Source organism: Heyndrickxia oleronia, assembly GCF_017809215.1.
GTDB lineage: Bacteria > Bacillota > Bacilli > Bacillales > Bacillaceae_C > Heyndrickxia > Heyndrickxia oleronia.
The window spans coordinates 367,318-393,095 of sequence record NZ_CP065424.1; the positions used below are offsets into that span (position 1 = coordinate 367,318).

Genomic DNA, 25,778 nt, shown 5'->3' on the forward strand with positions numbered 1-25,778 from the left:
TAAAAGGCTCATTTGTATTAGAAATTTTACAAATGAGCCTTTTTTATTCTCCTAATAAATTCAGACTTTCGTTCTTCCTCATTCATTGGTAGACTTTCTTATAGAGGAGTATTTTCTAACGAATAATCAATATCATTAATGAATGGAGATTCATATGAAAAATATATTGGTTGTAGATGATGAACGAGAAATTGTCAATTTAATCACCATCTATTTGCAAAATGATGGGTTTCAAGTGTTAAAGGCATATAATGGTGTTGAAGCTTTACAGATCATTACGAATCAACAGGTAGATTTGATGATACTGGATATTATGATGCCTGAAATGGATGGAATAGAATTATGTCGTACGATTAGGGAAAAAAATCAAGTTCCTATTATTATGCTAAGTGCAAAAGGTGAGGATATGGATAAAGTTCTTGGGTTAATGACGGGAGCAGATGACTATATGATCAAACCTTTTAATCCATTGGAATTAATGGCTAGAGTGAAATCCCTGCTTAGACGCTCTTATCAATATAAATTGGAGACACAATCGACAGAAAGTGAAATCATTAAAATAAATTCACTTGAAATCAATCGTGCGTCCCATCAAGTATTAAATAATGGCTTCCCTATAACTTTAACAGCAAAGGAATTTGATATTTTATATTTACTTGCGAGTCATCGTGGTCGAGTGTTTAGTACTGAGGAGATTTTTGAAAGAGTATGGGTGGAAAAATACTTTGCTTCAAATAATACAGTCATGGTTCATATTAGTCATTTAAGGGACAAGCTTGAAAAAGAATTAGGATATAAACTGATTAAAACAGTATGGGGAGTGGGGTATAAGATTGAGGAATAGATTTGTCAATCAAATACAAGGAAAGATCATGCTTCTGATTTTAAGCAGTTTATTGTTATCAGTTATTACAGAGGCAATCCTTTTTTTTATTTTATATATTTTGAAAAACATGTCTGTGATTCCTTATCGATTTTTATATAGTTTATATCGTTTTGACCAAAAGTATGGATATTTTTATATAACGGTTATTATCTTTTTCCTTCTATTTTTCTTATTTGTCCTCTTACTTAGCAGAGCTTGGGGAAAGGACTTTTATAAGGTATTACTTGGGACTAAGAAAATTTCTGAAGGAGAGTTTGATTTCCAAGTCCCTGTGTATTCGAATAATGAGCTTGGGGAGATGGCAGGAAATATCAATCGAATTTCTGAACAATTACATCAATCGATCCAGGAAGAACGTAGGGCTGTTCAGGCCAAGAACGAGTTAATCACTAATGTCTCTCATGATTTACGGACCCCTCTAACATCAATTATGGGCTATTTGCGTTTAATTGAAGAGGATAGGTATAAGGATGAAGTAGAGCTTCGTTATTATGTAAATATTGCTTATGAGAAAGCAATGAACCTAGAAAAGATGGTCAGTGATTTATTTGAATATACTAGGGTGAATTTCGGTGCCTTACGCCTAAATAAAACGGAAATAGATCTTATTCAACTATTGTCACAGATCACCTCTCAATTCATTCCGCTTCTTGAGGAAGTTGGATTGGAAGTAGCATTAGTTACTAAGGATGAAAATATGATGATTAAGGCTGATCCTGATAAATTAGTGAGGGTGTTCGATAATCTAATTTCTAACGCGATGAAGTATGGAGAAAATGGTAAGAAAATCATAATAAGAGCGAAAAAAATAGACAATTTTGGCGTGGTTGAAGTGATTAATTACGGAAATCCGATCCCTTCGGTTGATCTTCCATACATCTTTAACCGCTTCTATCGTGTAGAGAAATCTCGCTCACTAGATACAGGAGGAACTGGCTTAGGTCTTGCGATTGCTAAAAGCATCGTCGATCTTCATGATGGGAAAATTGAAGTAACAAGTAATGAAATCGAAACGAATTTTAAAATTACTTTACCTTTAGATCAAATCGCCTATATTGAGTAGGTGATTTTTTTTATTCTTCTATTACGCAAAAGATGGAAGCGAATATGTCTGTAATTAGTAAAAAAAGGCAAAGATAAATTCAGGAATAATCTACCTTATCATCATTCTTAAGAAACTTTTAAGAAATTATTACAATGCACTTAAACAAAATAGGGTAGATTGAAAAGACACATTTCTCATAATGGCATGAACAGGAAATGATTTTCAGTTAGAAGAATTTAAGGGGAGAGCAATAAGTGAAGAAGTTTATTTTATTATGTTTCGTCTTATTTTTAACCGGTATTTTATATAAGTATTCCGATGGTATTAAAGATCGCATAAAGGAAATATCCGTATCATCAAGCGAACAATTAATTAATGGGGAAGCGGGAGTCTTGATGGATGAAAATAGTGGTGAGATCCTTTATGCAAAAAATGCAAATGAACGTTTATTCCCAGCAAGTACCACAAAAATACTAACCGCTTTAATTGCTTTGAATAAAGGAAATATAAATGATACTGTCCATATAGGAGATGAAGTAACATTAAGGGAACCAGATGAAAGCTCTGCTGGACTAAAACCTGGCCAAAGTCTTTCTCTAAAAGTATTATTGAGAGCAATGCTCCTACCTTCCGGGAATGATGCTGCAAGAAGTGTAGCAGTATATGTTGCCAAAAAAGAGAGTAATAATCCACAAATGTCATCAAAAGAGGCTTTAGATTATTTTGCACAACTAATGAATCAGGAAGCAAATAGGCTAGGAGCGAAACATTCACATTTTGTTAATCCTCATGGACTTCATAACCCTAATCACTATTCAACAGCTAAGGATTTAGCCCTTATTGCAAGAGAGGCTAGAAAGAATTCTGAATTCCGTGAAATAGTTAGTGAGGAGATGTATAAGGATGCTAAACATACTTATTACAATCGTAACGAACTAGTGAATCGAGGTAGTCAAAATTATTACCAAGGAGCTAATGGCATTAAAACAGGTTTCACTGATCAGGCAGGATATTGTTTAGTTTCATCTGCTTCAAGAAATGGGAAAAATCTTATTGCGGTTGTTTTACATTCGACCAATTCGGATGTTTGGAGTGATTCAACGGCTATGCTAGAGTATGGTTTTGAGGAGAAGTATGCAAGTAAGTGAGGGAACTTCTCCTCTATCCTTTATTTTGTTTCGCTATCAACCCATGGTTCAAATGAAAATGGTATACCAATCATCCGTGCAGTCAACTCTTCATAGGACACTAGATCCTTTTTAGAAAGATCTTTTAATGAATGCTTTCCCATTGCTCGTAGAGCCATTTTCATTTCTTCTACACTTGCTGTTAGAAATTTTTCTGCAGATGCTGCCCCTTCTTCAAGATCAAATTGATTTTTATATTTCCCTTGATTCCAAACGACTTGAGTAGGAGGTTCAAATGGAAGTGGTTTCGTTGATTGGCTATGTGAAACAGTAAATAACATAGCTGATCCAATATATACTGCATCTGCGCCGAGTGCTAACACTTTTAGAAAATGCCCTGGTACGAAGAGTCCTCCAGATACAATTAAGCTAACTTGTCCCTTTATTTGCTTTTTTTCAAAATGATTCGCAGCTCTAACAACCGCATGTAGGGTTGGGATACCAAAGTCATCAGATAAAATCGGAGGGGCACCGTGTGTTGCTGCTTGACCACCATCTATGGCAATATAATCAACACCTAGTTCAATTAAATGGTCAATATCTTCTTCTATTTTCCCCCCTGCCCCTATTTTAGCTCCAATCGGAACACCTCCGGAAATATTTTTCAGTTCCTCAATCAGTTCCTTTAGATTTTCTAGAGTTTGATTTTGAAAAAAATGTTCATAAATTACAGCATCCTCATTTTCTTTGAGCCCCATAATGTTACGAGCTCGACCTGTGAGGTTTTTAGGAGAGATTTTCCCTCCCATACCGACTAGAGCCCCTTGTCCTAATTTAATTTCAATCATGTCTGCACGCTTAATCAAATTTTCTTCTTTTGACCATTCAGTTTTAGAGAATTGCAATATGTATTTACCTGCAGCGTCCAATTCCTCTGGTAAAATACCTCCTTCACCGGAATTAATGGCTGTACCTGTATTTTTCGCTGCTCTAGCTAGCGCGATTCTAACCTCTTCACTTAAGGCGATTCCATAGGCCATTCCACTAATAATAAGAGGGATTTTAAGCTTAAGAGGTTTTTCTGCTTTAGGTCCAATTGTAACTGTTACGTCCACCTCTTCCTGTCCATCGATGGGGAATGGCAATGTCTGTGCTGGGATAAATGTAATCGGATCGAAATGAGGCCATTTTTTTGAGGAACCTAGCGGTCGATGTAAAACATCTCCAGTTTCAGCACGAAGGCTATTTTCTAGAACATTTTGAATCCCCATATGCTTGAAACCAGGTAGCAGTTCCATAAGATTTTCTTGATAACTATCAGTTAAAATGATCTTTCCAATCTTTTTAACTAGACGTCTCATTATCCAGCGCCAAAAAAGGAGCAGAATTATAAGAACGATAACGGTTAATAAGATCATTCCATCTGCCAAAAGAGATAGTAGGTTTGGCATATCTTCTTCTCCTAGTTCTAAAGAATAAGTATAAGCACTTTTTATTATTTACTAAGAAATGAAAATTATAGTTGTAAATTAACTAATTAAAGGATTTTGGTGAATAAATTGGAAGGAAAGAAGAATCCTAACTATGATGGAGATCGACCTGGTTATTGGAGGGACAAGTTTGATTCGTAATGTAAGCAAGCTACTTAAGAAGACGATGATCAAGGATCATCATGATCAAAAAAAACAGATTTCTAAACCTCAGGATTGTCTGGTAGCGGATTTTCAGCAAAATGTCCAAGCACTCCAGTCGATATATGAACATAGTACAGATGTGGTTTTTCGTTCCTTTTTTCTTTTTGGAAAAATACGGGCGATGATTATCTATATTGAAGGTTTATCAAATACTGATGGGATTGAAGAATATGTACTTTCGCCATTAATGAAAGAAGAGAATTTAGAGACAATTTCTACAGAATTACTGGAGTATCGAATACCTATTGCAAAAGTGAAACGGGCGGAATTGCTAGCAGATTGTATTGAATCAATATCTACCGGAAACCCAATTTTACTCTACGAAGGAGAAGTGAACGCATTTTCTTTAGGGTTAGCTAAATGGGAAAAGCGAAGTATTGAAGAACCTGTGGCAGAATCCGGTATTAGGGGACCAAGAGAGGGATTTAATGAGTGTTTACGCATTAGTACATCTCAGCTGAGAAGAATCATTAAAAGCCCTGCCCTAAAAATTCAATCAATCATTATTGGAAAATATACGAGAACAACAGTAGCTATTGCGTATATCGAAGGTCTTGCTAACAAAAATTTGATTGAAGAGGTAAGCAATCGATTGAAGAGGATTGAGATTGATGGAATATTGGAAAGTCAATATATTGAGGAACTTATTGAAGATTATCCATATTCACCTTTTCCTCAGTTATTATCAACAGAACGACCAGATATTTCCTGTGCAAATTTATTGGAAGGGCGTATTGCTATTTTAATTGAAGGGACTCCTTTTGTCTTAATAGCACCTATTTCTTTTTTTAGTCTATTACAGTCTCAAGAGGATTATTATCAAGGATTTTTGGTAGGGACATTAATACGTTGGCTCCGTTATTTATTCCTTGCTATCTCGCTCTTATTACCTTCTCTCTATGTAGCAATTACGACGTTCCATCAGGAAATGGTACCGAGTGACTTACTCCTTAGTGTTGCAGCAGCAAGGGAATCGGTTCCTTTTCCTGCTTTAGTAGAGGCGTTAATGATGGAAGTTACTTTTGAAGCGCTTCGAGAAGCAGGGATTCGTTTACCTAAGCAGGTCGGTGCTGCTGTTAGTATTGTTGGAGCACTTGTTATAGGACAAGCCGCCGTACAAGCTGGGTTAGTATCGGCACCAATGGTGATTGTCGTTGCTATTACCGGAATTGCCTCGTTTATGATCCCACGCTATATTGCTGGGATTGCTATACGAATGATTCGTTTTCCGATGATTGTCCTTGCTGGTATTTTCGGCTTGCTAGGAATTGTTATGGGACTAATAGCGATAGCCATTCATTTATGTACCATCCGCTCCTTGGGTGAGCCTTATTTAGCTCCGATTGCACCTCTGAAACGCAAAGAACTAAAGGATGTATTGTGGAAATCGCCTTTATGGATGATGGATCAACGACCACATTTTACTGGATCATATAATAAATATCGTCAATCTACAGATCAATCACCGAATCCAAATAGGGGAGGAGAAACGGAGAACTAGTATATCACATCCCATTTTGGAAGGAGAAAGTCATTTGATGAGAGGTATCATATACTTGGCTCTATTTGGTGGATCCCTTCTTTTATTGTCGGGTTGCTGGGATCGAGTAGAAGTAAATGATTTAGCTATTATCACAGCAGCGGCTATTGATAAAAAAGAGGATGATCGCATTGAACTGTCTCTCCAAGTGTTTATCCCAAGAGCTATGAGCAGTGGAGGAGGGCAGGGAGGCGGTGGTGGAAGTGGTGAGCCAGTAACGTTTGTATCATCTTACGAAGGGAAGAATTTAGCCGAAGCTCTTTCAAAACTTCAGACAGAGTTACCTAGAAAAGTTTTCTGGGGACATTGTCATATTTTTATCTTTGGGGAAGAAGTGGCGAGAGAAGGGATACAAGATCATTTAGATTTTTTGCTACGTCATCCACAGCCTAGGGAGAGGGCGTTTGTATTTGTTAGTGATGGAAAGGCAAGACCATTAACAGAATTGCAAACACGTTTGGAGAATTTTTCCGCAGAAACCATTCGCCGTCAGGCAAACTTAGGAGTGGGATTAAAGACGACGATGCAAAAGTTAGATGAAATGCTATCAAGTGAAGCTCAAGCAGCTGCTCTCCCTTTTATTAAACTATCTACAGAAAAAGGCACACAAAGTGATTATCAATATCCACATATTGTAGGTACAGCTGTTTTTAAAAAGGACAAAATGGTTGGTACGCTATCCTTGGCTAAAACAAGAGGAGTCATTTGGTTGAAAAATGAAATAGAGGAATACACAGTAACGTTGAAACCTAAAAACATAGATGGAGATATATCGCTTAATCCGGTCTCTACTCATGTCGCAATGATTCCCCATATTTATAATGATGAGTGGGAAATGGATGTAAACATTAGAACGGAGGGAGCAGTTGTACAAAATAGCACAACAATGGACCTTACTAATCCTAGCTCCATTCGATTAGCGGAAATTGCATTTCAGAAGGATATTAAACATCGAATTGAATCGACAATTCACGAATTACAGCAAGAGTTAGATACCGATATTTTAGACTTTGCCAAGGAATTTCATCATAAATATCCGAAACATTGGAGGAGTGTTAAAAATCGTTGGGATGAAATTTTTCCACAAGTAAAAGTAAATGTAAATGTTAAAGGGAATATACGGAGACAGGGGAATATAAACGAATCAGTTAAAAGTAGAGAAGAGAGGTGAGGGAAACTGAGATGGGGTGCATTTTCTATAACTACATTAATTGTTTTGGTCATCATTGTATTTCAGAAGTCTCAACTAAAGAAGAAACCTAAGAAAGATAAGTTTGCAATTTTTATCCTTTTATTTATTGGCTGGATGCTATCCATGTTTGATTTATCAAATATGAGTGGCCCGATCACATGGGTTACTGCAATTTTTAGACCAATCGGTCAGTTCATGGAAGAATGAGTCTGCTTCTGTTTTTCTTGTGGAAAGGAGTTAGTTAATGGAGAAGGGGAAAATAACCTCACTTCAGATGGCATTGCTGATGTATCCTACGATTGTAGCAACTGCTATTCTTGCTGTTCCAAGCTTAACTGCGAAATATGCAAAACAGGATCTATGGATTTCACCAATATTAGCATCAGTGGTGGGTTTATTTACAGTGTATGTAACGTGCAGTTTAAATAAACTGTACCCAAACAAGACAATCATTCAAATGAGTGAAAACATTATGGGTAAAGTTCCAGGTAAACTGATTACATTATTTTTTCTTTTCTTTTATATTCATGTTACTGGACTAATTGTTAGGGATTATAGTGAATTTCTTGTTGGTTCCTTTTTCTTCAAAACACCTATTACGATTATTTCAGGGTCAATGGTATTCCTTTGTGCCTTAGCTGTTCGTGGAGGTATCGAAGTATTAGGTAGAGTAGCTCAATTATTTTCACCGATATTTTGCATTCCTCTTATCATATTAATCATTTTATTAATTCCAGAATTTAGAATAAGTAATCTCTCCCCTATACTGGAGGGAGGCTTTTTCCCAGCGATGAAAGGGGCGATTGTTCCAAGTGGCTGGTTTAGCGAATTTTTTATAATGATTTTCCTTCTACCTTTTTTAAATGAGAAGAAAAAGGGGATGAAATATGGAATGGTAGCAGTTGTGGTAGTTATGCTAACACTAGTGGTAGTTAATCTGACCGTTCAATTAGTTCTCGGGACTACTACAGCGACGAAAGTATATCCTTTGATGAATGTAAGTCGATATATCGGAGTAGGGGATTTTTTTGAGCATTTGGAGTCAATCTCGATGGCGATTTGGATCATGGGTGCCTTTGTGAAAATATCTGTATTCTACTATGCAGTTTCTTCTGGGATAGCACAGTGGTTTAATTTATCAGATTTCCGTTTAGTTATCTGGCCCGTAGCCATCTTGATAGTGGAATTCAGTTTCTGGTCCATTCCTAATATTATGGAATATTCTCGTTTTGATTTTATTGCCTTTCCTTTTTACGCTATTTTCATACAAGTAATTATACCTGTATTTTTACTATTAATTGCGACGATACAAAAGAAAAGGGAAAGTAAAAATATGTGATGAAGTAAACAGAGTATAGTTAATTATGTTACAAAGGGGCAAACAGATGGAGAAAGGAAAAATTTCATCCCTTCAAATGGTGTTGTTAATGTACCCAACCATTCTTGCAACGGCTATTCTTTCGGTACCTAGTGCAACAGCTAAATACGCAAATCAGGATTTATGGCTTTCTCCTATAATTGCGGCAATATTTGGGTTTATAACTGTCTATATCACTACACAATTACATAAAATGTATCCCAGTGAGACTTTTATTCAAATAAGTGATCGTATTATTGGGAAATTTCTTGGGAAGCTGCTTGGCCTTATTATCTTGTTTTTTTACTTATTAAATACTGGGCAAATTGTCCGATCCTATAGTGAATTTATTGTTTCTGCCTTTTTAAGTAAAACACCAATTAGTGTTATTACTGGCTCAATGATTTTACTCTGTGCTTTGGCAGTTTATGGTGGGGTAGAAGTTTTGGGAAGAATGGCTCAATTGATATTTCCGCTATTAATTGTACCACTCTTGTTTTTCACGATATTAATTAGTCCTGATCTTGATTTTGGTAATATTCTTCCCATACTGGAGAAAGGGGTAACCCCTGCATTTAAAGGAGCTGTTGTTCCAGGGGGCTGGTTTACTGAATTTTTCATTATTAGTTTTTTACTTCCCTTTTTAAATGATAAACTAAAGGGAATGAAATATGGCATTTTAGCGGTGGTATACGTTATGCTATCGTTAGTTCTAGTCAACTTAATTGTCCTTTTTGTTCTTGGGACAACAGTGAGTTCAAAGGATTATCCGCTAATGGTGGTAGGGCGATATATAAGTATTGGCCAAGTGTTTGAAAATCTTGAATCGTTCATAATGGCAATTTGGATATTAGGAGCATTCGTTAAAATATCAGTTTTTTATTATGTGACGGCAATAGTGACTGCCAATTGGTTGAATGTATCCACTGTTAAGCCGTTAGTATGGCCAATTGGCATTCTGATAGTAGAATTCAGCTTTTGGGCACTTCCCAGTAGAACGGAAGTGGAGCGTTACGATAATTTCACTTTTCCTTTTTATGGTGTACTGATTCAGACCCTAATTCCACTAATCTTATTAGTTATAGCAATAATAAAAAATCGAAAAAAGAAGAATGCATCTACATGATATTGGGTGCAATTATGTACATACCCTCCATGGTACAATAAGTAATACAAAGGAGGATGGACAAAATGGATGTCAGACAAGTAAAGAGTAAAATTGCTCTCTCATGGAGCGGTGGAAAGGATAGCTGTTTTGCTCTTCAGGAACTAACAAATCAGGGCTTTGAAGTGAGTTGTCTAGTGACTACTGCTCCTAAAGAAACCGGTGTAACGTTCGCACATGGAGAGAGAATTGAACTCATAGAGGCACAAGGAAGGTCTTTAGGAATACCTGTACATATTATTCATTGTACTTTTGATACATACACAGATGATTTTCGAAAAGAGCTAACTCAATTAAAAAATCGTTACCAGTTAAAGGGAATTGCCTTCGGGGATTTGTATTTAGATGGTCATCGAGAATGGGGAGAAGCTTTAGCTAAGGATACGGGTTTAGAGGCTCTGTATCCTTTATGGATGCAACAAAAGGATACATTACTTGAGCTTTCAAAATTTATTGATTCTGGATACCGAGCTATCGTCATTCGCGTGATGCGCGAAAAATTATCCGATGAGTGGCTTGGAAAACAGCTTGATGGCCAGTTTCTTGAGGATATTCAAAAATATGATATTTGTCCGATGGGTGAGTCTGGAGAGTATCATACATTTGTTTATGATGGTCCATTGTTTCATGAAGAAATTAAGATTCGGGTAGGTAACAAGCTTAAGGAAGATTTATCTAATAGATTAGAAGTTTTCCTTTTAGAATAGTAGTAGAAGAAGCGATTGATTCTCGAATAAAGAATTGATCGCTTTTTTTTGAACTGAAAATGACATTCCGTTCTATAAAAATAGTACAGTGTGTTCGAAAAATATTGAATAATTTATTCAGAAAGTTTACAATACATAGAAAAAGGGGGCTGCAAATTGAATGTAATTGATATGTCATTTAAACGAACAAGCTATGAGGTAGAAGTAAAATATTCAATTTTATATGAATGTGTTTTAGGGATAGCGATGATTACTTATCCTAAATTAAAGGGGAAATTAGAGAAGTCTGAATCCTATTGGGAGCATTTAAGAAATAGTCTTTCAGAATCATTGGATGCAGAATTGCAATATTGCCAGGAACATAATACTTGGAAAATACTTCTTCAGCTCTTACATACACAGGATTTTGATTCCCTCCCAAGCTTCTTAGGATTTCTAGCAAATCTATCAAACCAACAATTAGTCTATCATGCGCTACCATTTTTAGAAGAATCCCAACAGCATGTTCGAGAGGCTGCCTCAAAAGGTGATAAAGATGCCTTTAGCGAAATGATTTTAGCTAGTAGACAGCATATTTTTTTTCCGAATCTGATTCATTTTATTTCAGAGGTTGATCAAAATGAGTTAAGACGTCACCTCATTTGTTTAATGAATGGGTGGTTCCTTGAAGTTATTGAAAAAGATAAAGAAGAAACAAAACGAATATTGAAAAAGGACTTTGAGGAAAAACAAAGGATGATGAATAAAGTATCCGCCGAGGAATTTGTCCAATGGGCTACAGGAGAGGAATATAAACCGGAAACAAATATAAGTAAGGTACTGCTTATTCCACACTATATTTACAGCCCCTGGACAATTCATGCAAATTTAGAAGGTACGAAAGTCTTTTATTACCCGGTGAGCCAAACAAGTCTTTCTGATGAGCCGGATGTTGCATTATTAGCCCAATTTTATAAGGCTCTTGGTGATGAAAAGAGATTAAAAATAATCAAACTCCTCCATGAGAAGGATCGATCTTTAAAGGAATTAACTGATAGTTTAGGAATTGGAAAAACGACTGTTCATCATCATTTAGTGATTTTGCGGTCTGCACAAATAATTAAGATGAAAGATTCAACTTATTCTTTGGTGCATCATACATTAAGTACGCTAAAACCTAAGCTATTAGAATTTTTACAAGAAGAGGACAATAAGTGAATGAAAAGAGATTATTCTATTACACTATTATTTCTTAGTCAAATAATCTCAACATTTGCTAGTACATTTGGAACATTTTGTATTTCTTGGCTTGTTTATGATGTAACAGGTTCAAAAATGGCGATGGGAGGGCTGTGGCTTGTAAGTATAATCGGCCAGTTAATTGTACAGTTATTTGCTGGTCCATTTATTGATCGCTGGAAACGAACAACGATGATGAAACTATCAGAATGGTTAAGAGTATGTACTTACTTATTCGTTTTTATTTTTTGGGTGCTTAACCAAAACTCAGTAGGGATTTTATATATTTGTTCATTTATCAGTTCGATTTTTGTTTATGATTCAGCAGCAAGTGCCTTAATTCCAAAGTTAGTCAATAGTGATCATCTAGTGAAAATCAATGCAAGAATATCTGGACTCGTTCAGCTGATGAGATTCCTTTCCTTACCTATTGCTGGATTCATAATGGGGAATATAGGAAGTGTGAAAAGTCTACTCCTTATTATAATTTTATATAGCTTTTCTCTAAGTAGTTTATATTTCATTCATGAACCAAAAAGTCGAGTTTCTCGCAAACAAACATGGATGCAACAATTCAAGGCAGGAATCCAGATCTATCAACAGTATAAGATCCTCCTTTTATTAGGGTTATTAGTATCGGTTACTAGTTTTGGAGTTTTTGCCACACAAGCAATGTATCTTCCCTATGTATCTGAAGTATTAGATGGTTCCTCCTTTGAATATAGTCTGTTTGCTGCTGCATTTCCATTTGGTTATATCATTGGGACGTTTATTGTAGGGAAGTTGAAGCAACCAAAAAAATATTTATATGTAGTCATGAGTTCCTCCTTATTTATTGGTGGTTGTACCTATATAGGTTTAGGTTTAACAAAAGCAATCATCGTCGCCTTATTGATTGAGACAATTGCCGGAATCGTCATGCCATTTTGGAATGTTTTTAGTACCACGCTATATCAGCGGCTTGTCCCTGAAACAATTTTAGGTCAGGTGATGTCCGTCCGTTTTCTTTTAACAAAAGCAGTTGTTCCTTTAGGGATTGTTTATGGGACTTTCGTTGCTACAAAAATTAGTCTATCTTTTTTATTTTTATCGATTGGAGGAATCATTTGTTTCGTCTCTGGATTGGGTTTATGTTATCTAGTTATGTTTTCGTCAAAACGTGAACATTTAATTCAGTGATTGAGGGTATTGGCAAATAGCTGTTCTTCTTTTCATTGTGGGGAATATAAATTTTATAGTGGGATGTGGAAGGAGGATAGATGAAAATTACTCATGTTTGAAATAACAAACATTAACTTAGATCATATAAAAATTAACTCTTCGGATCATGGAAGTTCAATTTCTTTCGGTTCAACAGTGATGATTGGCAAGAGAGTATATGCAAAGAAAAATCAAGCATTTGGTCAAAATGTAGCTGATTCTATCATTCATATTACTCCAGTTAGTATGACTATTGACGATGATATTGAGGATATGTTTAGTAGCAAACATTCGTTATAAAAAACATGGTGTTTGCTAGATTATTCCTTCCTAAAAGGGGGAGATTCGATGATATTTGCTCCAGTTACAATTAACTTTCAAACCCTAAAAGTAAATTCCCTTGATCATTCTGCAGTGTTAAATATGGGAACGAATCAATATTTAGATGTTTTTGTTTCATATAAGAGAAATCAAGGAATTGGTGAACAAAATGGTGATTTTGTTCAAATGTTACTACCAGTTTCAGCGGTAGCTGATTCAGATATTCTCGATTCACCATCGGTCAAAAATAGTCTTATATAAGGCTGTTGCCTTATAGTTTGTTGCCTTTGTAAAAGCCTAACTGCCGGCTTTTACACCCATAAAGGATTCAGCAATTTTAATGGAGTTTGTAGCTCTTTTGAAATGAAAAGCGCAGCGGTCTTCAGATGATAGTTATTTACTAAAACATTACTAAACTGCAAAATTGTTTAAGGAAAGAGCCAATATAAATGACAGAAGCTTTGGGAGTGGTTATCAATGTTCTTTTTCACACCAACAGTTGTAAATATGCTAGGCTTTAAGATTAATTCAGTGGATAATTCATCTGTAATTAATGCTGGCCCCGTTCAAGCCATTGACCAGTTTACTTCATATAAGCGGAACCAGGCATTCGGAGAACAGAATGGGGATTTTTCTTTAATGAATCTCCCCTTATCCTCTGTTGTTGATCCGGATATTAGTGATAGTGCAACTGCCAAAAACAGTTTTATTTAGTATATGGATGTGTAAAAGCACGATAATGAGTGCTTTTACACATGAAATATACTCTCAAGTACAACCAAAGGATCATAATATGGTCTTCCGAATTCGCTACCGGTATAGTAGAATTCAGGATTCTCCAGATAACTAAATAATGTGTTTTCCTTTTTTATTTCCCATTTTAACTGTTCTTCTTCAGTGTCAAACTGATATGATGCGGACCGTGTTGGTGTTTTGTATTTAACAGATATGGAGGCAATCGTTTCTCTATCCTTTAATATAAATATAGTCGGGTCGCCCTTTGAAAAAGCAGTAAACTCTAAGGAATCGAAAGCTGCGCGAACAGTCAAGTGACCTGCGTTTACAACAAGCCCTCTTTCTCTAAAATAATCTTCAAAGGCATCTAAAAAATCCTGAACTTTTTCTTTCAATATCGGTTGAATATTATTCTCCAATAATTTACTATTTAGTTCTTTTATTTTATTTAATTCGAATGTTAATTTTTCTAAATCACTTTTGCTCATGATTATCAAGCTCCTTATGATTGTTAAATATATTTTACCAAAAATTCTCCTCCATGATGTTATTTGTCTCTAATAGAATAGGTTAAGAATAAGAGAACCTTTCATGACACCGAGAAAAGAACTACAAACTTCATAATAACACTGAACCTTTTATTAGGAGAAAAGCCGGCAATAGGGCTTTGCAAAGCAACAAACTATCTGAACAGCTTTTGGTTCAAAGGAAACGAGTCTTGAGGCATTGAAAATGATTGCATCTATTTGATACATACTAAATTTTTTTATGTCTGTTTGGTTCATTATCCATGAGTATGCATAATGTATGAATGGAGGTGGGGAAAGTGGCATATGAAATTCATGTATCAACAGCAAAACGCCGTTTGACATTGTTGAATGCCGGAAGAGTTGTCAAAACCTATCCAATCGGGGTGGGGAAGATGCTGACCCCTACACCTAAAGGGGTATATACAATCATCAATAAACAGCCAAATCCAGGAGGTCCATTCGGTATCATGTGGATGGGATTATCGAAGCAGCACTATGGAATACACGGGACTAATAATCCTGCCTCAATTGGGAAGCTGGTTTCACATGGGTGTATTCGAATGTACAATAAGGATGTTCTTTCCCTTTCGAAAATTGTTCCGATAGGCACTAAGGTGAGCATAAGCCGAAATTAGTGGTTAAAAAGTATCCACTAGGTCGAGTCCACAGACTTCATTCAAAAAAATTATTTAAGAAAAATAAAAAAAGATATTGACTTATATTATATTTCGGAATATTATTGAACATAATTAATTGAACAAAAATTAAATAAAATGACTATTACTTATCCAGAGAGGTGGAGGGACTGGCCCTGCGAAGCCTCGGCAACGGGTTTGCTATTTTGCAAATACCGTGCTAATTCCTGCAAGCTGATTGTTTTATCAGCTTGAAAGATAAGAAGTAGAGCGGTTAATATAAACCCTTCTTCTTATCTGTGTGCGGATAAGAAGAAGGGTTTTTTTGTTCTTGAGAGGAGAATACAACATGATTAAGTTTGAAGGTGTAAGTAAGGTTTTCCAGTCAAAAGGCAGAGAAGTTGCAGCTGTGCAGGATGTCTCCTTGTCGATTGAAAAAGGGGAAATATTTGGGGTCATCGGCTTCAGTGGAGCCGGGAAAAGTACCCTACTTAGGCTGGTAAATCTATTAGAACGACCAACAACTGGAAAAGTGATTGTCAATGATCAGGAAAATTTATCGCTTACAGAGAAGGAACTCAGGATGATGAGGCAAAGAATTGGAATGATCTTTCAGACCTTTAATCTATTTAACTCCCGAACGGTGTTTGGAAATGTTGCTTATCCATTAAAACTTGCGAAAGTGCCAAAACAGGAGATTAATCGTAGAGTAACAGAACTATTACAATTTGTAGGATTAGCAGATAAGGCGAAGTATTATCCTGAACAATTGTCTGGTGGTCAGAAACAGCGGGTAGGTATTGCAAGAGCTCTTGCTACATCCCCAGATATTCTTATCTGTGATGAGGCTACCTCTGCATTAGATCCAGAAACTACTAGTGATATTTTGAATCTGTTAAAAAAGGTAAATGAAGAGTACAATGTGACCATTCTATTAATCACCCATGAAATGCAAGTCATTCGCAATATATGTGACAGAGTAGCAGTGATGGAAAACGGAAGGGTCATAGAGGAAGGATCGGTTTTTGATATTTTCACAAATCCAAAAACACAAACAACTAAGAATTTTATTAGTTCTGTTTTAAATGACAAAATCTCTTCTAAACTATTTGAAAAATTACGATCTAACCCATCAAGTCGCTTATACAGATTAGTTTTTACTGGGGAAGAGACAAGTAAACCGTTGCTTTCTGATATTGCGAAGTCCTATCAAGTAGATGTTAATATCATTTACGGCAATATTAGCGAGTTACAGGAAGTGCTTTTTGGCCAGCTTATCGTTGAATTACAAGGGACAGATCATGAAGTTGATAAGGCAGTGAAGCATTTAGAAAGATTTGTACAAATAAAGGAGGTTACAACTCATGCAAGTTGATTGGAGTACATTTTGGCCCAGAGTAGTGCAGGCATCGGGTCAAACAGTGACTATGGTTATTTTTACATTAATCTTTTCAACAATCATTGGAACGATTATTGGTTTACTCCTTTTCGTCACTCGAAAAGGCAATATTTTAGAAAATAAAACGGTATCTACTATCTTAAATATTTTAATAAATATTATTCGACCGATTCCATTTATTATTTTTCTCGTTGCCATTAGCCCAATTACTAGGATGGTGATGGGGTCAACCATTGGAACAGCTGCAGCTATCTTTCCGATGACCATAGCAGCATCCTTCGGAATTGCACGTGTGGTCGAAAACAATCTTGTATCCATCGATCCGGGAATTATAGAAGCAGCGAAGGCCATGGGGGCAGGTAAGCTACAAATTATCTTCGGGGTATTAATTCGTGAAGCCTTGGGTCCACTAATTTTAGGAATTACCTTTATCACCGTTGGATTAATTGATTTTTCAGCCATGGCAGGTACAGTAGGCGGCGGTGGCCTTGGAGATTTGGCGATGACCTATGGTTATCAACGCTTTGATACGCAAGTGATGATTGTGACAGTTGTGTTATTAATTATTCTTGTACAAATTGCTCAATTTGTTGGCAACTACTTAGCGAGAATTTTCCTTCGTAGATAAAAATAAAGCAATGATAAAAACATCATAAGAAAAGAGGAAATATAAATGAAAAAATCATTTTTACTAAGCATTATTGCAGTAATCACTCTTTCCCTTCTTGCTGCATGTGGCAAAGAAACTAGTGGAAAAGATAGTAAAGTCGTGACGATTGGAGTGACAGGATCGGACGGACAAATGTGGGATATTATTAAGGAAAAGGCAAAAAAAGAGGGTATAACAGTTAAATTGAAGGAATTCTCTGATTATACGATTCCAAATCAAGCACTAGCCGATGGAGATATCGATCTGAATGCCTTTCAGCATATAGCTTTTCTAAACCAATTTAAAGAAGAACATAACCTAGATATTACACCAATTGGAACTACACAAATCGCACCTATGGGAATGTTTTCTGATAAATATAAGAATCCTGATGACATCCCGACTGGAGGAGAAATTGCGATTCCTAACGACCCGTCAAATCAAGCACGTGCTCTATTATTATTACAATCAGCAGGTCTAATTAAATTAAAGGATGATTTTGGTCTATTTGGTGACCCAAGTGGGATTGTAGAAAATCCAAAGAAGCTTAAGATTACACCAGTTGTGGCGCAACAAACACCTCGTGTTCTAAAAGATGTTGCTGCATCAGTCATTAATAATGGGGTGGCCGGCCAAGCTGGTCTTAATATTACAAAGGAATCTATTTATCTCGAGGATCCAAATAGTGATTCGGTAAAGCCATATATTAATATTATTGCTGCACGAACAAAGGAAAAGGATAACAAAATCTATAAAAAAATTCTTGAAATTTATCATAGTAAGGAAGTAGAGGAAGCAATCAAAAAAGATACAAAAGGTGGATCAATCGTGGTTGATATGCCAATTAAAGATCTTGATGGGATTATTAAATAAGGACTAGTCGATTTTTTTAGCATTCACTACCTTTAATTCTGATTAAACATATATGAAAAACAAGAAATAGGAAGGGGAAAAATAATGACAATACAAACAGAAAGTTTAAGAGAAAGTATTGTAAAAAGCATTGAGGATTCAAAGGAGCTATACATTGAGGCAAGCCATAAAATTCACGAAAATCCTGAAATAGGAAATCAAGAGTTCTTTGCAGCAAAGACATTAACAGCTATTCTTGAAAAAGCTGGTTTCGAGGTAACTCGTAATGTTGCAGGGCATGAAACAGGATTTGTTGCACGAAAATCTTCAGCTAAAAAAGGACCTCGAATTGCATTTCTTGCCGAATATGATGCTTTGCCAGGCTTAGGTCATGCTTGTGGTCATAATATCATTGGTACGACAAGTGTAGCAGCGGGGATTGCCTTAGCTGAAGTAATCGATGAAACAGGCGGAGAAGTAGTAGTATTTGGGACACCAGCGGAAGAAGGAGGGCCAAATGGCAGTGCAAAGGGAAGCTTCGTTAAACATGGATTATTAGAAGGAGTTGACATTGCTTTAATCATTCATCCTTCTGGAAAAACAGGTATCACGACACCTTTTCTTGCTGTAGATCCGCTTGATTTTCATTTTTATGGAAAGGCAGCCCATGCATCTGGTTCGCCTGAAAAGGGAATTAATGCGTTGGATGCGGTTATCCAATTATTCAATGGAATCAATGCACTACGCCAGCAATTACCTACAGATGTGAGAATTCATGGTATCATTACTCATGGTGGAGAAGCTCCAAATATCATTCCTGAATATGCATCTGCTCGATTCTTTATCCGTGCAAGTACATGGAAGCGTGCTGAAGAAGTATCTGAAAAGGTACGAAATATCGCTCAAGGAGCAGCACTTGCGACGGGCAGTACAGTAAAAGTGGATCGTTTCCAAAATGAGGTTCATGATTTCGTCATCAATGATACGCTTGATGAAGTAATAAAGAAAGAACTCGAATTATTAGGTGAAGTGGTATCGACAGAAAAGGAAAAAGGGATTGGATCTTCGGATGCTGGAAATGTTAGTCATGTTGTTCCGACCGCACATCCATATATTAAAATTGGCCCTGATGATTTAATTGGCCATACAAATGAATTTCGGGAATGTGCTAAATCAGAACTCGGGGATAAAGCATTAATTACGGGAGCGAAAGCATTGGCCTTTACTGGATATCAAATTTTAACAGAGCCTGGCTTACTGGAAAAAGTCCGTGCTGATTTTGAGGCACAATTAAAGAAGTAAGAAATGAACATTGAATATACTAATCTTCGAGAGAGTAAATAAAAACAAAGGTGTAGGACATTTGTCTTACACCTTATTTTTATTGAAAATTAGCTTAGAGTTCCTTCAGAAATTATGATAAGATAACTTAGCTATAATATTTTTCTAAAACTATTTTTTCAAATATCGTTGCTATTTAGGGAATGTTTAAACGAATAAAAAGTTTGGAAGACTGACAAGTCCTTTCATTCCAAAATAGCCTTTTTGGAAAGGGAATATTAAGTAAATTTTGATTATTTAGTTGATTTTCTGGAGGAGAAACATTTGTCAAAGAAAGAATCATTTATGTTTGTGATAGCAGTTGGTTTTATGCTTTTTGCCTTGTTCTTTGGGGCTGGAAATTTAATATTTCCAGTTATGTTAGGTCAATCTGCGGGTTCTAATATTTGGCTAGCGAATGCCGGTTTTATTGTTACAGGAGTTGGTCTGCCATTACTAGGGGTATTGGCATTAGGTTATTCTGGGAAAAGTGATCTGCAAGCTTTAGCAAGTAGAGCACATCCTGTTTTTGGCCTTATTTTTACTACTGTGCTTTATTTAGCTGTTGGTCCACTATTTGCTATTCCGAGAACAGGAAGTGTTTCCTATGAAATAGGTGTAAAACCATTTTTACCTGAAGATGTTGGCTTCCTACCATTATTAATCTTCACGATTATTTTTTTTGGTATGACCTGTTATTTTTCGATGAATGCATCAAAGATCGTTGATATTGTTGGGAAAATTTTAACGCCATTACTCTTAATTTTTATAGCTATCCTTATTATTACAGCAATTATTTATCCAATGGGTGAGTTTCAAGCCCCTACAAAACCTTATTTAAATCATTCATTCTTTAAAGGTTTTCAGGATGGTTATTTGACCATGGATACTTTAGCTGCTTTCGTTTTTGGAATTATCGTTATTCAGACGATTAAGGACAAGGGAATTGTAAGTAAAAGTAACATTATGATTACCTGTATAAAGGCAGGATTACTTTCAGCTATATTATTGGCCATTATCTATTCAGCACTTACTTATATTGGTGCAAGCAGTGTTAATAAACTAGGTTTGCTAGATAATGGTGCGACTATTTTAGCAGGTGTATCTAGTCATTATTTTGGTTCCTATGGAAAAATTTTAATAGGGTTCATTGTTCTAGCTGCGTGTTTAACAACAAGCATTGGGTTAATTACATCTAGTGCATCATATTTTCATAAACTATTCCCAAAAATTTCGTATAAAATGTTTTCTGTTATTTTGTCGATCATTAGTGCGATTTTTGCCAATGTAGGATTAATGAAGCTAATTAGTATCTCCGAACCAGTATTAGTTGCTATCTACCCATTAGCTATTTGTTTAATTTTCTTAACATTCTTTCATTCGATATTTAAGGGTAAATCTGAGGTTTATATAGGGAGTTTGTTTTTGACCTTTATCATTAGTTTAATTGATGGCTTGAAAGAGGCGGGACTACATATAAGATCACTTGATCAATTATTAAAAGGTATACTTCCTTTCTATTCAGTTGGAATGGGGTGGCTGATTCCAGCGATTATTGGAGGGTTTTTAGGGTTTGTACTTTCTTATATAAAAAAGATAAGATAGAATAGAATGAATTGAAAAGGAATCACAACAGATTTCCTTTTTTTTTATAGCCTGTTTTCGTATCGTTTGTTGCTTTTGTAAAAGCCCAACTGCCGGCTTTTACTCCCAATAAAGGATTCTAGCGGTTCTTATGGGGATTGCAGTTCTTTTCTCAGTAAAATAAAACGTGTAGCGATGCTCAGACGATATTTATACTTATAACTTTACTTAAATAGCAACAATGTTTGAGAAATGAGCCTTTTAATAAAAACTTTCTTGGATATAACAAATTTCCCTTAATTTCGTCACTTTTTTATCCAATTTTATCAAAAATAATATTTGTAGATGACAAATTTATGTTTTTTTAAGATAATATAAAGGCAATGCTAGTAATAGCATGATAATTAAAAAACAAAAAATTTGAGGGATTATATGAATTCTAGATATAAAAGAAAAAAAAGAAGAATACGTAAAAGAAGAGTGTTTCTCTTCATCGTTTTATTATTGATCTTAGGGGTTGTTGGCTATGCAGCAGCTCAATACTATATAGGTAAAAACCAAGCCGGTGAGGGCTTTGAGAAACTAGAAGATGTAAAATTTAATGGGAAAAAGGACGCGAAGGGAAGGATAAACTTCCTTTTACTAGGTATAGATAAGCGTGAAGGTGAAAAAAAATCACATACTGACACGATAATGGTTGCACAATATGATCCGAAAAAAGATGATGTTAAAATTATATCTTTAATGCGTGATATGTTTGTGGATGTTCCTGGTTATAAAAAATGGAAAATTAATACTGCATTTTTCCTAGATGGTCCTGAATTATTGAGAAAAACGATTCAGCAAAACTTTGGTTTAGATGTTCAATACTATGTCATGGTAGATTTCAAAGGCTTTGAGAAAATTGTTGATACACTTGCTCCGAACGGAATTGAAATCGATGTTGAAAAGAAAATGTCCGAAAATATTGATGTAACGCTTGAACCAGGATTACAAAGATTAAACGGGAAAGAGCTTTTGGGCTATGCAAGATTCAGACATGATGCTGAAGCTGATTTTGGACGTGTTGCACGTCAGCAAAAGGTTATTAATGCATTAAAAGATGAAGTTTTAAGTGTAAATGGTATTACGAAGGCACCGAAGCTCTTCGGAACGATTCAACCTTATATACAAACAAATATGAGCAAAACAGATAGTATTGCTTTATTAACCAAGGTGTTATTAAACAAACCAGATAAAATTGAAACGTTGACTGTGCCTGTTCAGGGAGCTTATCAACCAGGTTACTCAGATTATGCTGGATCCGTTCTTGAAGTGGATTTAGAAAAAAATAAACAGGCGATCGATGATTTCTTAAACGACAGGAATAAGGACAACACAGAAACAACAAATGAAGATACGAATCCTTAAAATTTGAAAAGAGGGTACCCGATAGGAGTGGAAAACAAAACACCTATCGGTACCCTCTTTTTTGTTTTTTTGATATTTATAAATGTTCTTATGAGGTTTGTAGCTCTTTTTTAGTGAAATGGTATCTAGGTCACTAAGTAAAAGTTTGCGATCCTCTTCTTTTTCGATTGCTTGGCTTGCTTTTAGAGCTAATTGTTTATTTTGTCTCTTTTCTCAAACATTGTTGCTATTTAAGAGTAAAGTTAAATCAATAAGCAGTACCCAAAGAGAGAGTGTGAATCTTGAGAGGGAGAAAAGTGCGAGAACTTTTAGAGCTATAGATGACCGAGAAGGAGGAAAACGTGTGTGTCTGGTAACAAAAGAGAGTGATTGGTTACCGAGAAGGAGGAAAATATGTGTGTCGGGTAACAAAAGAGAGCGAATGATGACCGAGAAGGAGGAAAATATGTGTGTCTGGTAACAAAAGAGAGTGATTGGTTACTGAGAAGGATGAAATCATGTGTGTCGGGTAACAAACGAGAGCGATAGATGACCGAGAAGGAGGAAAATATGTGTGTCTGGTAACAAAAGAGAGCGATAGATGACCGAGAAGGAGGAAAACGTGTGTGTCTGGTAACAAAAGAGAGCGATAGATGACCGAGAAGGAGGAAAATATGTGTGTCTGGTAACAAAAGAGAGCGATAGATGACCGAGAAGGAGGAAAACGTGTGTGTCTGGTAACAAAAGAGAGCGATAGATGACCGAGAAGGAGGAAAATATGTGTGTCTGGTAACGAAAGAGAGTGATTGGTTACCGAGAAGGAGGAAAATATGTGTGTCGGGTAACAAAAGAGAGCGAATGATGACCGAGAAGGAGGGAAATATGTGTGTCTGGTAACGAAAGAGAGTGATTGGTTACCGAGAAGGAGGAAAATATGTGTGTCTGGTAACGAAAGAGAGTGATTGGTTACCGAGAAGGAGGAAATGATGTGTGTCTGGTAACAAAAGAGAGCGATAGATGACCGAGAAGGAGGAAAATATGTGTGTCTGGTAACAAAAGAGAGTGATTGGTTACCGAGAAGGAGGAAATGATGTGTGTCAGGTAACGAAAGAGAGCGATTGGTTACCGGGAAGGAGAAAAGTGCGAGAGCCCGTAAAGAAAGAGTGCGATTGACTACCCTGAAGAAAGAAATAAACTCCCCCCTTTTCATTTCAAAGGAAAAGAGCGGAAAACTCCATAAGACCGCTCTGAATCCTTTAACATGCAGTTTGGCTTTTACAAAGGCAACAAACCCTACGAAAACTGTCTTTAATTATGTCATTCGCCATGTCCTTATCCTGTTAAAAAATGGTGATAATATTGATTATTCCGCTTTTTATTAATATACCATATGATTTGCAGGGGACTTTTTAAAATATTCATATTCAGTTCATAAAAACATTGTATAGTGTGCTTACAAGATATGAAAGGATGAAGGAAATGGAAGATACTATAAAACAACCGGGGTGGCGGCAATTTGTTCGGTTAGTCAAGCAAACAAAACCATCAAAATTACTATTATGTATTGCCTTGGTACTAAGTGTTAGTACAACAATTGTTGGACTCTTAGTTCCTTTATTTACGAAAAATCTAATCAATGATTTCTCGTTGAGCTCATTAAATACGGGGAAAATTATACTACTTGTAGTAGCCATGCTTATTCAAGCATTAGCCAGTGGTATATCCATCTATATTTTGAATCATATCGGACAGTCAGTGGTAGCGGGAATTAGGGATCGTTTATGGAAAAAGCTCCTTGTTTTACCGGTATCCTATTATGATGAGAATCAAACCGGTGAAACGGTTAGTCGAATGACAAATGATACAGCGGTGGTTAAAGGATTGATTACCGACCATTTAGCTAATTTTCTAACGGGGATTATTTCAATCATCGGTTCAATTATTGTCTTGCTTATTTTAGACTGGAAAATGACATTACTTATGTTTATAGCAATTCCATTATCATTTGTTATTTTATTTCCATTAGGGAAGAAAATGCACAAGGTGTCAAAAGGAATGCAAGATGAGACGGCAAAGTTTACTTCTGTTATTCAACAAGTACTATCGGAAGTCCGTTTAGTAAAAGCGTCGAATGCGGAAAAGATTGAATATGAAAATGGCAAAAAAGGCATTACTGAGTTATTTCAATTTGGCCTAAAAGAGGCAAAAATTCAAGCTATGATCGCACCGTTGATTGGTTTAGTGATTATGCTGTTACTTGTTGTTATTCTTGGTTATGGAGGAATGAGAGTTTCTTCTGGAGTATTAACAGCAGGTGATTTAGTCGCTTTTATTATGTATTTATTTCAAATTGTTATGCCTATGGGACAATTAACCACATTTTTCACTCAATTTCAAAAAGCAACAGGTGCAACGGAACGAATCATTTCAATATTAGAAACAGTGGAAGAAGAGCATAAGATCAAACAGGAAGTAAAAAATGTGAACCAGCCTATTAATGTTGAACATGTCAGCTTTTCCTATGGTGATGCGGAGCCTGTTCTAAAGGACATTAGCTTTTCAGTTGATTCGGGTAAAGTAACGGCAATAGTAGGTCCTAGCGGAAGTGGAAAAACGACACTCTTTTCTTTATTAGAGAGATATTATCAACCACAGGAAGGAGAAATTCGATTAGGACGGGAATCAATTCATCATTTCTCCTTGTTATCGTGGAGAAGTCAAATCGGGTATGTGTCACAAGAAAGTCCCATCGTTTCAGGAACGATTCGTGATAATATTTGCTATGGTTTAGATCGAAAAGTGGATGAGGCAGATTTATATCGGGTAGCAAAAATGGCTTATGCTGATCAGTTTATTACTGAGCTACCTCAAGGTTTCGACACTGAAGTAGGGGAAAGAGGGATTAAGCTGTCTGGTGGTCAAAGACAAAGAATTGCGATTGCTCGCGCCTTTTTGAGGGATCCAAAAATATTAATGCTTGATGAGGCCACCTCTAGTTTGGACAGCAAATCAGAGCTTGTTGTTCAACAAGCTTTACAAAACTTAATGAAGGGACGTACCACTCTCGTAATTGCCCATCGATTATCGACAGTTATTGATGCGGATCAAATTTTATTTTTTGAAAAGGGGAAAATTACAGGGCAAGGTACACATGAGGAGCTCGTACAATCACATACTCTCTATCGTGAATTTGCCAATCAACAATTACGTATGAAGGAACCAGTGTAGGGAAA

The 25,778-nt window shown here is 36.0% G+C and carries 24 protein-coding genes and 1 riboswitch; of the genes, 22 read left to right on the forward strand and 2 right to left on the reverse strand.

Annotation, left to right across the window (positions count from 1 at the left end; translation table 11 throughout):
• The first annotated feature begins 154 nt into the window (after positions 1–154).
• The 3 genes from I5818_RS01975 to I5818_RS01985 all read left to right on the forward strand — a co-directional run bounded on the left by I5818_RS01975 (position 155) and on the right by I5818_RS01985 (position 3,079).
• Positions 155–844: a response regulator transcription factor gene (locus tag I5818_RS01975; RefSeq protein ID WP_058004144.1), complete on the forward strand. Its 690-nt coding sequence runs from the start codon at positions 155–157 to the stop codon at positions 842–844.
• Positions 834–1,949 carry a sensor histidine kinase gene (locus I5818_RS01980; RefSeq protein WP_078109272.1) on the forward strand — a complete coding sequence of 372 codons (1,116 nt, stop codon included), beginning with the start codon at positions 834–836 and terminating at the stop codon, positions 1,947–1,949. The genes I5818_RS01975 and I5818_RS01980 overlap by 11 nt, the downstream gene beginning before the upstream one ends.
• Before the next feature lie 236 nt (positions 1,950–2,185).
• A complete protein-coding gene (locus tag I5818_RS01985; RefSeq protein WP_078109273.1) occupies positions 2,186–3,079 on the forward strand; it encodes a D-alanyl-D-alanine carboxypeptidase family protein in 894 nt (297 codons plus the stop codon).
• Positions 3,080–3,099: 20 nt separating this feature from the next.
• Here the strand turns inward: I5818_RS01985 and I5818_RS01990 are convergent, their stop codons facing one another.
• Positions 3,100–4,509, reverse strand: coding sequence for an FMN-binding glutamate synthase family protein (locus I5818_RS01990; RefSeq protein ID WP_071975521.1), 1,410 nt, complete (start codon positions 4,507–4,509; stop codon positions 3,100–3,102).
• Between the two features lie 205 nt (positions 4,510–4,714).
• Here I5818_RS01990 and I5818_RS01995 point away from each other — a divergent pair, with 205 nt between their 5' ends.
• The 10 genes from I5818_RS01995 (at position 4,715) to I5818_RS02040 (ending at position 14,166) form a co-directional block, all read left to right on the forward strand.
• Complete coding sequence (locus I5818_RS01995; RefSeq protein WP_078109284.1) at positions 4,715–6,253, forward strand: spore germination protein; 1,539 nt, start codon at positions 4,715–4,717, stop codon at positions 6,251–6,253.
• Between the two features lie 37 nt (positions 6,254–6,290).
• On the forward strand, positions 6,291–7,463 hold the full coding sequence (locus I5818_RS02000) for a Ger(x)C family spore germination protein (RefSeq protein WP_078109274.1): 1,173 nt from the start codon (positions 6,291–6,293) through the stop codon (positions 7,461–7,463).
• Positions 7,464–7,728: 265 nt separating this feature from the next.
• The gene (locus I5818_RS02005) at positions 7,729–8,823 is read left to right on the forward strand and encodes a GerAB/ArcD/ProY family transporter (RefSeq protein ID WP_078109276.1); all 1,095 of its coding nucleotides are present in this window, start codon (positions 7,729–7,731) and stop codon (positions 8,821–8,823) included.
• 46 nt (positions 8,824–8,869) lie between these two features.
• Entirely contained in the window at positions 8,870–9,967 is a 1,098-nt protein-coding gene (locus tag I5818_RS02010; RefSeq protein WP_078109277.1) for a GerAB/ArcD/ProY family transporter, read from the forward strand.
• A 65-nt stretch (positions 9,968–10,032) separates the two neighbouring features.
• Entirely contained in the window at positions 10,033–10,713 is a 681-nt protein-coding gene (locus I5818_RS02015) for a Dph6-related ATP pyrophosphatase (RefSeq protein ID WP_235849527.1), read from the forward strand.
• 156 nt (positions 10,714–10,869) lie between these two features.
• Positions 10,870–11,910, forward strand: coding sequence for an ArsR/SmtB family transcription factor (locus tag I5818_RS02020; protein ID WP_071975517.1), 1,041 nt, complete (start codon positions 10,870–10,872; stop codon positions 11,908–11,910).
• A complete protein-coding gene (locus I5818_RS02025; RefSeq protein WP_078109279.1) occupies positions 11,911–13,110 on the forward strand; it encodes an MFS transporter in 1,200 nt (399 codons plus the stop codon).
• 93 nt (positions 13,111–13,203) lie between these two features.
• Positions 13,204–13,431 (forward strand): hypothetical protein, encoded by a 228-nt coding sequence (locus tag I5818_RS02030; RefSeq protein ID WP_058004000.1) that lies wholly within the window; start codon positions 13,204–13,206, stop codon positions 13,429–13,431.
• 48 nt (positions 13,432–13,479) lie between these two features.
• Positions 13,480–13,713, forward strand: coding sequence for a hypothetical protein (locus tag I5818_RS02035; RefSeq protein ID WP_078109280.1), 234 nt, complete (start codon positions 13,480–13,482; stop codon positions 13,711–13,713).
• 216 nt (positions 13,714–13,929) lie between these two features.
• Positions 13,930–14,166 (forward strand): spore germination protein, encoded by a 237-nt coding sequence (locus tag I5818_RS02040; protein ID WP_058004002.1) that lies wholly within the window; start codon positions 13,930–13,932, stop codon positions 14,164–14,166.
• A gap of 35 nt (positions 14,167–14,201) precedes the next feature.
• Here the strand turns inward: I5818_RS02040 and I5818_RS02045 are convergent, their stop codons facing one another.
• Positions 14,202–14,675: a hypothetical protein gene (locus I5818_RS02045; protein ID WP_058004003.1), complete on the reverse strand. Its 474-nt coding sequence runs from the start codon at positions 14,673–14,675 to the stop codon at positions 14,202–14,204.
• Between the two features lie 338 nt (positions 14,676–15,013).
• Between I5818_RS02045 and I5818_RS02050 the strand changes: the two genes are divergently transcribed.
• The 9 genes from I5818_RS02050 to I5818_RS02090 all read left to right on the forward strand — a co-directional run bounded on the left by I5818_RS02050 (position 15,014) and on the right by I5818_RS02090 (position 25,773).
• On the forward strand, positions 15,014–15,352 hold the full coding sequence (locus I5818_RS02050) for a L,D-transpeptidase (protein WP_078109281.1): 339 nt from the start codon (positions 15,014–15,016) through the stop codon (positions 15,350–15,352).
• 146 nt (positions 15,353–15,498) lie between these two features.
• A riboswitch (SAM riboswitch) is annotated at positions 15,499–15,617 on the forward strand.
• An 84-nt stretch (positions 15,618–15,701) separates the two neighbouring features.
• Positions 15,702–16,727, forward strand: a complete 1,026-nt coding sequence (locus I5818_RS02055) for a methionine ABC transporter ATP-binding protein (protein WP_078109282.1) — start codon at positions 15,702–15,704, stop codon at positions 16,725–16,727.
• Positions 16,717–17,379 carry a methionine ABC transporter permease gene (locus tag I5818_RS02060; RefSeq protein WP_058004006.1) on the forward strand — a complete coding sequence of 221 codons (663 nt, stop codon included), beginning with the start codon at positions 16,717–16,719 and terminating at the stop codon, positions 17,377–17,379. Before I5818_RS02055 ends, I5818_RS02060 begins: the two co-directional genes overlap by 11 nt.
• Positions 17,380–17,424: 45 nt before the next feature.
• Complete coding sequence (locus I5818_RS02065; RefSeq protein WP_058004007.1) at positions 17,425–18,273, forward strand: MetQ/NlpA family ABC transporter substrate-binding protein; 849 nt, start codon at positions 17,425–17,427, stop codon at positions 18,271–18,273.
• Between the two features lie 84 nt (positions 18,274–18,357).
• On the forward strand, positions 18,358–19,554 hold the full coding sequence (locus I5818_RS02070; protein ID WP_058004008.1) for a M20 family metallopeptidase: 1,197 nt from the start codon (positions 18,358–18,360) through the stop codon (positions 19,552–19,554).
• Positions 19,555–19,857: 303 nt separating this feature from the next.
• Positions 19,858–21,177: a branched-chain amino acid transport system II carrier protein gene (gene brnQ / locus I5818_RS02075; RefSeq protein WP_078109283.1), complete on the forward strand. Its 1,320-nt coding sequence runs from the start codon at positions 19,858–19,860 to the stop codon at positions 21,175–21,177.
• Positions 21,178–21,588: 411 nt separating this feature from the next.
• Positions 21,589–22,566, forward strand: a complete 978-nt coding sequence (locus I5818_RS02080) for an LCP family protein (RefSeq protein ID WP_058004010.1) — start codon at positions 21,589–21,591, stop codon at positions 22,564–22,566.
• Between the two features lie 1,073 nt (positions 22,567–23,639).
• Positions 23,640–23,927, forward strand: a complete 288-nt coding sequence (locus I5818_RS02085) for a hypothetical protein (RefSeq protein ID WP_209391845.1) — start codon at positions 23,640–23,642, stop codon at positions 23,925–23,927.
• An 88-nt stretch (positions 23,928–24,015) separates the two neighbouring features.
• On the forward strand, positions 24,016–25,773 hold the full coding sequence (locus tag I5818_RS02090; RefSeq protein WP_078109524.1) for an ABC transporter ATP-binding protein: 1,758 nt from the start codon (positions 24,016–24,018) through the stop codon (positions 25,771–25,773).
• Positions 25,774–25,778: the final 5 nt, after the last annotated feature.

Excerpts from the sequence above, each read along its gene's own strand:
- I5818_RS02065 (WP_058004007.1), top strand. The coding sequence starts at position 17,425 with ATGAAAAAATCATTTTTACTAAGCATTATTGCAGTAATCACTCTTTCC.
- I5818_RS02015 (WP_235849527.1), top strand. The coding sequence starts at position 10,033 with ATGGATGTCAGACAAGTAAAGAGTAAAATTGCTCTCTCATGGAGCGGT.
- I5818_RS02000 (WP_078109274.1), top strand. The coding sequence starts at position 6,291 with ATGAGAGGTATCATATACTTGGCTCTATTTGGTGGATCCCTTCTTTTA.
- I5818_RS01990 (WP_071975521.1), bottom strand. The coding sequence starts at position 4,509 with ATGCCAAACCTACTATCTCTTTTGGCAGATGGAATGATCTTATTAACC.
- I5818_RS01995 (WP_078109284.1), top strand. The coding sequence starts at position 4,715 with ATGATCAAGGATCATCATGATCAAAAAAAACAGATTTCTAAACCTCAG.
- I5818_RS02070 (WP_058004008.1), top strand. The coding sequence starts at position 18,358 with ATGACAATACAAACAGAAAGTTTAAGAGAAAGTATTGTAAAAAGCATT.
- I5818_RS02010 (WP_078109277.1), top strand. The coding sequence starts at position 8,870 with ATGGAGAAAGGAAAAATTTCATCCCTTCAAATGGTGTTGTTAATGTAC.
- I5818_RS01975 (WP_058004144.1), top strand. The coding sequence starts at position 155 with ATGAAAAATATATTGGTTGTAGATGATGAACGAGAAATTGTCAATTTA.
- I5818_RS02030 (WP_058004000.1), top strand. The coding sequence starts at position 13,204 with ATGTTTGAAATAACAAACATTAACTTAGATCATATAAAAATTAACTCT.
- I5818_RS02005 (WP_078109276.1), top strand. The coding sequence starts at position 7,729 with ATGGAGAAGGGGAAAATAACCTCACTTCAGATGGCATTGCTGATGTAT.
- I5818_RS02090 (WP_078109524.1), top strand. The coding sequence starts at position 24,016 with ATGAAGGAAATGGAAGATACTATAAAACAACCGGGGTGGCGGCAATTT.
- I5818_RS02025 (WP_078109279.1), top strand. The coding sequence starts at position 11,911 with ATGAAAAGAGATTATTCTATTACACTATTATTTCTTAGTCAAATAATC.
- I5818_RS02080 (WP_058004010.1), top strand. The coding sequence starts at position 21,589 with ATGAATTCTAGATATAAAAGAAAAAAAAGAAGAATACGTAAAAGAAGA.
- I5818_RS02060 (WP_058004006.1), top strand. The coding sequence starts at position 16,717 with ATGCAAGTTGATTGGAGTACATTTTGGCCCAGAGTAGTGCAGGCATCG.
- I5818_RS02055 (WP_078109282.1), top strand. The coding sequence starts at position 15,702 with ATGATTAAGTTTGAAGGTGTAAGTAAGGTTTTCCAGTCAAAAGGCAGA.
- I5818_RS02045 (WP_058004003.1), bottom strand. The coding sequence starts at position 14,675 with ATGAGCAAAAGTGATTTAGAAAAATTAACATTCGAATTAAATAAAATA.
- I5818_RS02040 (WP_058004002.1), top strand. The coding sequence starts at position 13,930 with ATGTTCTTTTTCACACCAACAGTTGTAAATATGCTAGGCTTTAAGATT.
- I5818_RS02035 (WP_078109280.1), top strand. The coding sequence starts at position 13,480 with ATGATATTTGCTCCAGTTACAATTAACTTTCAAACCCTAAAAGTAAAT.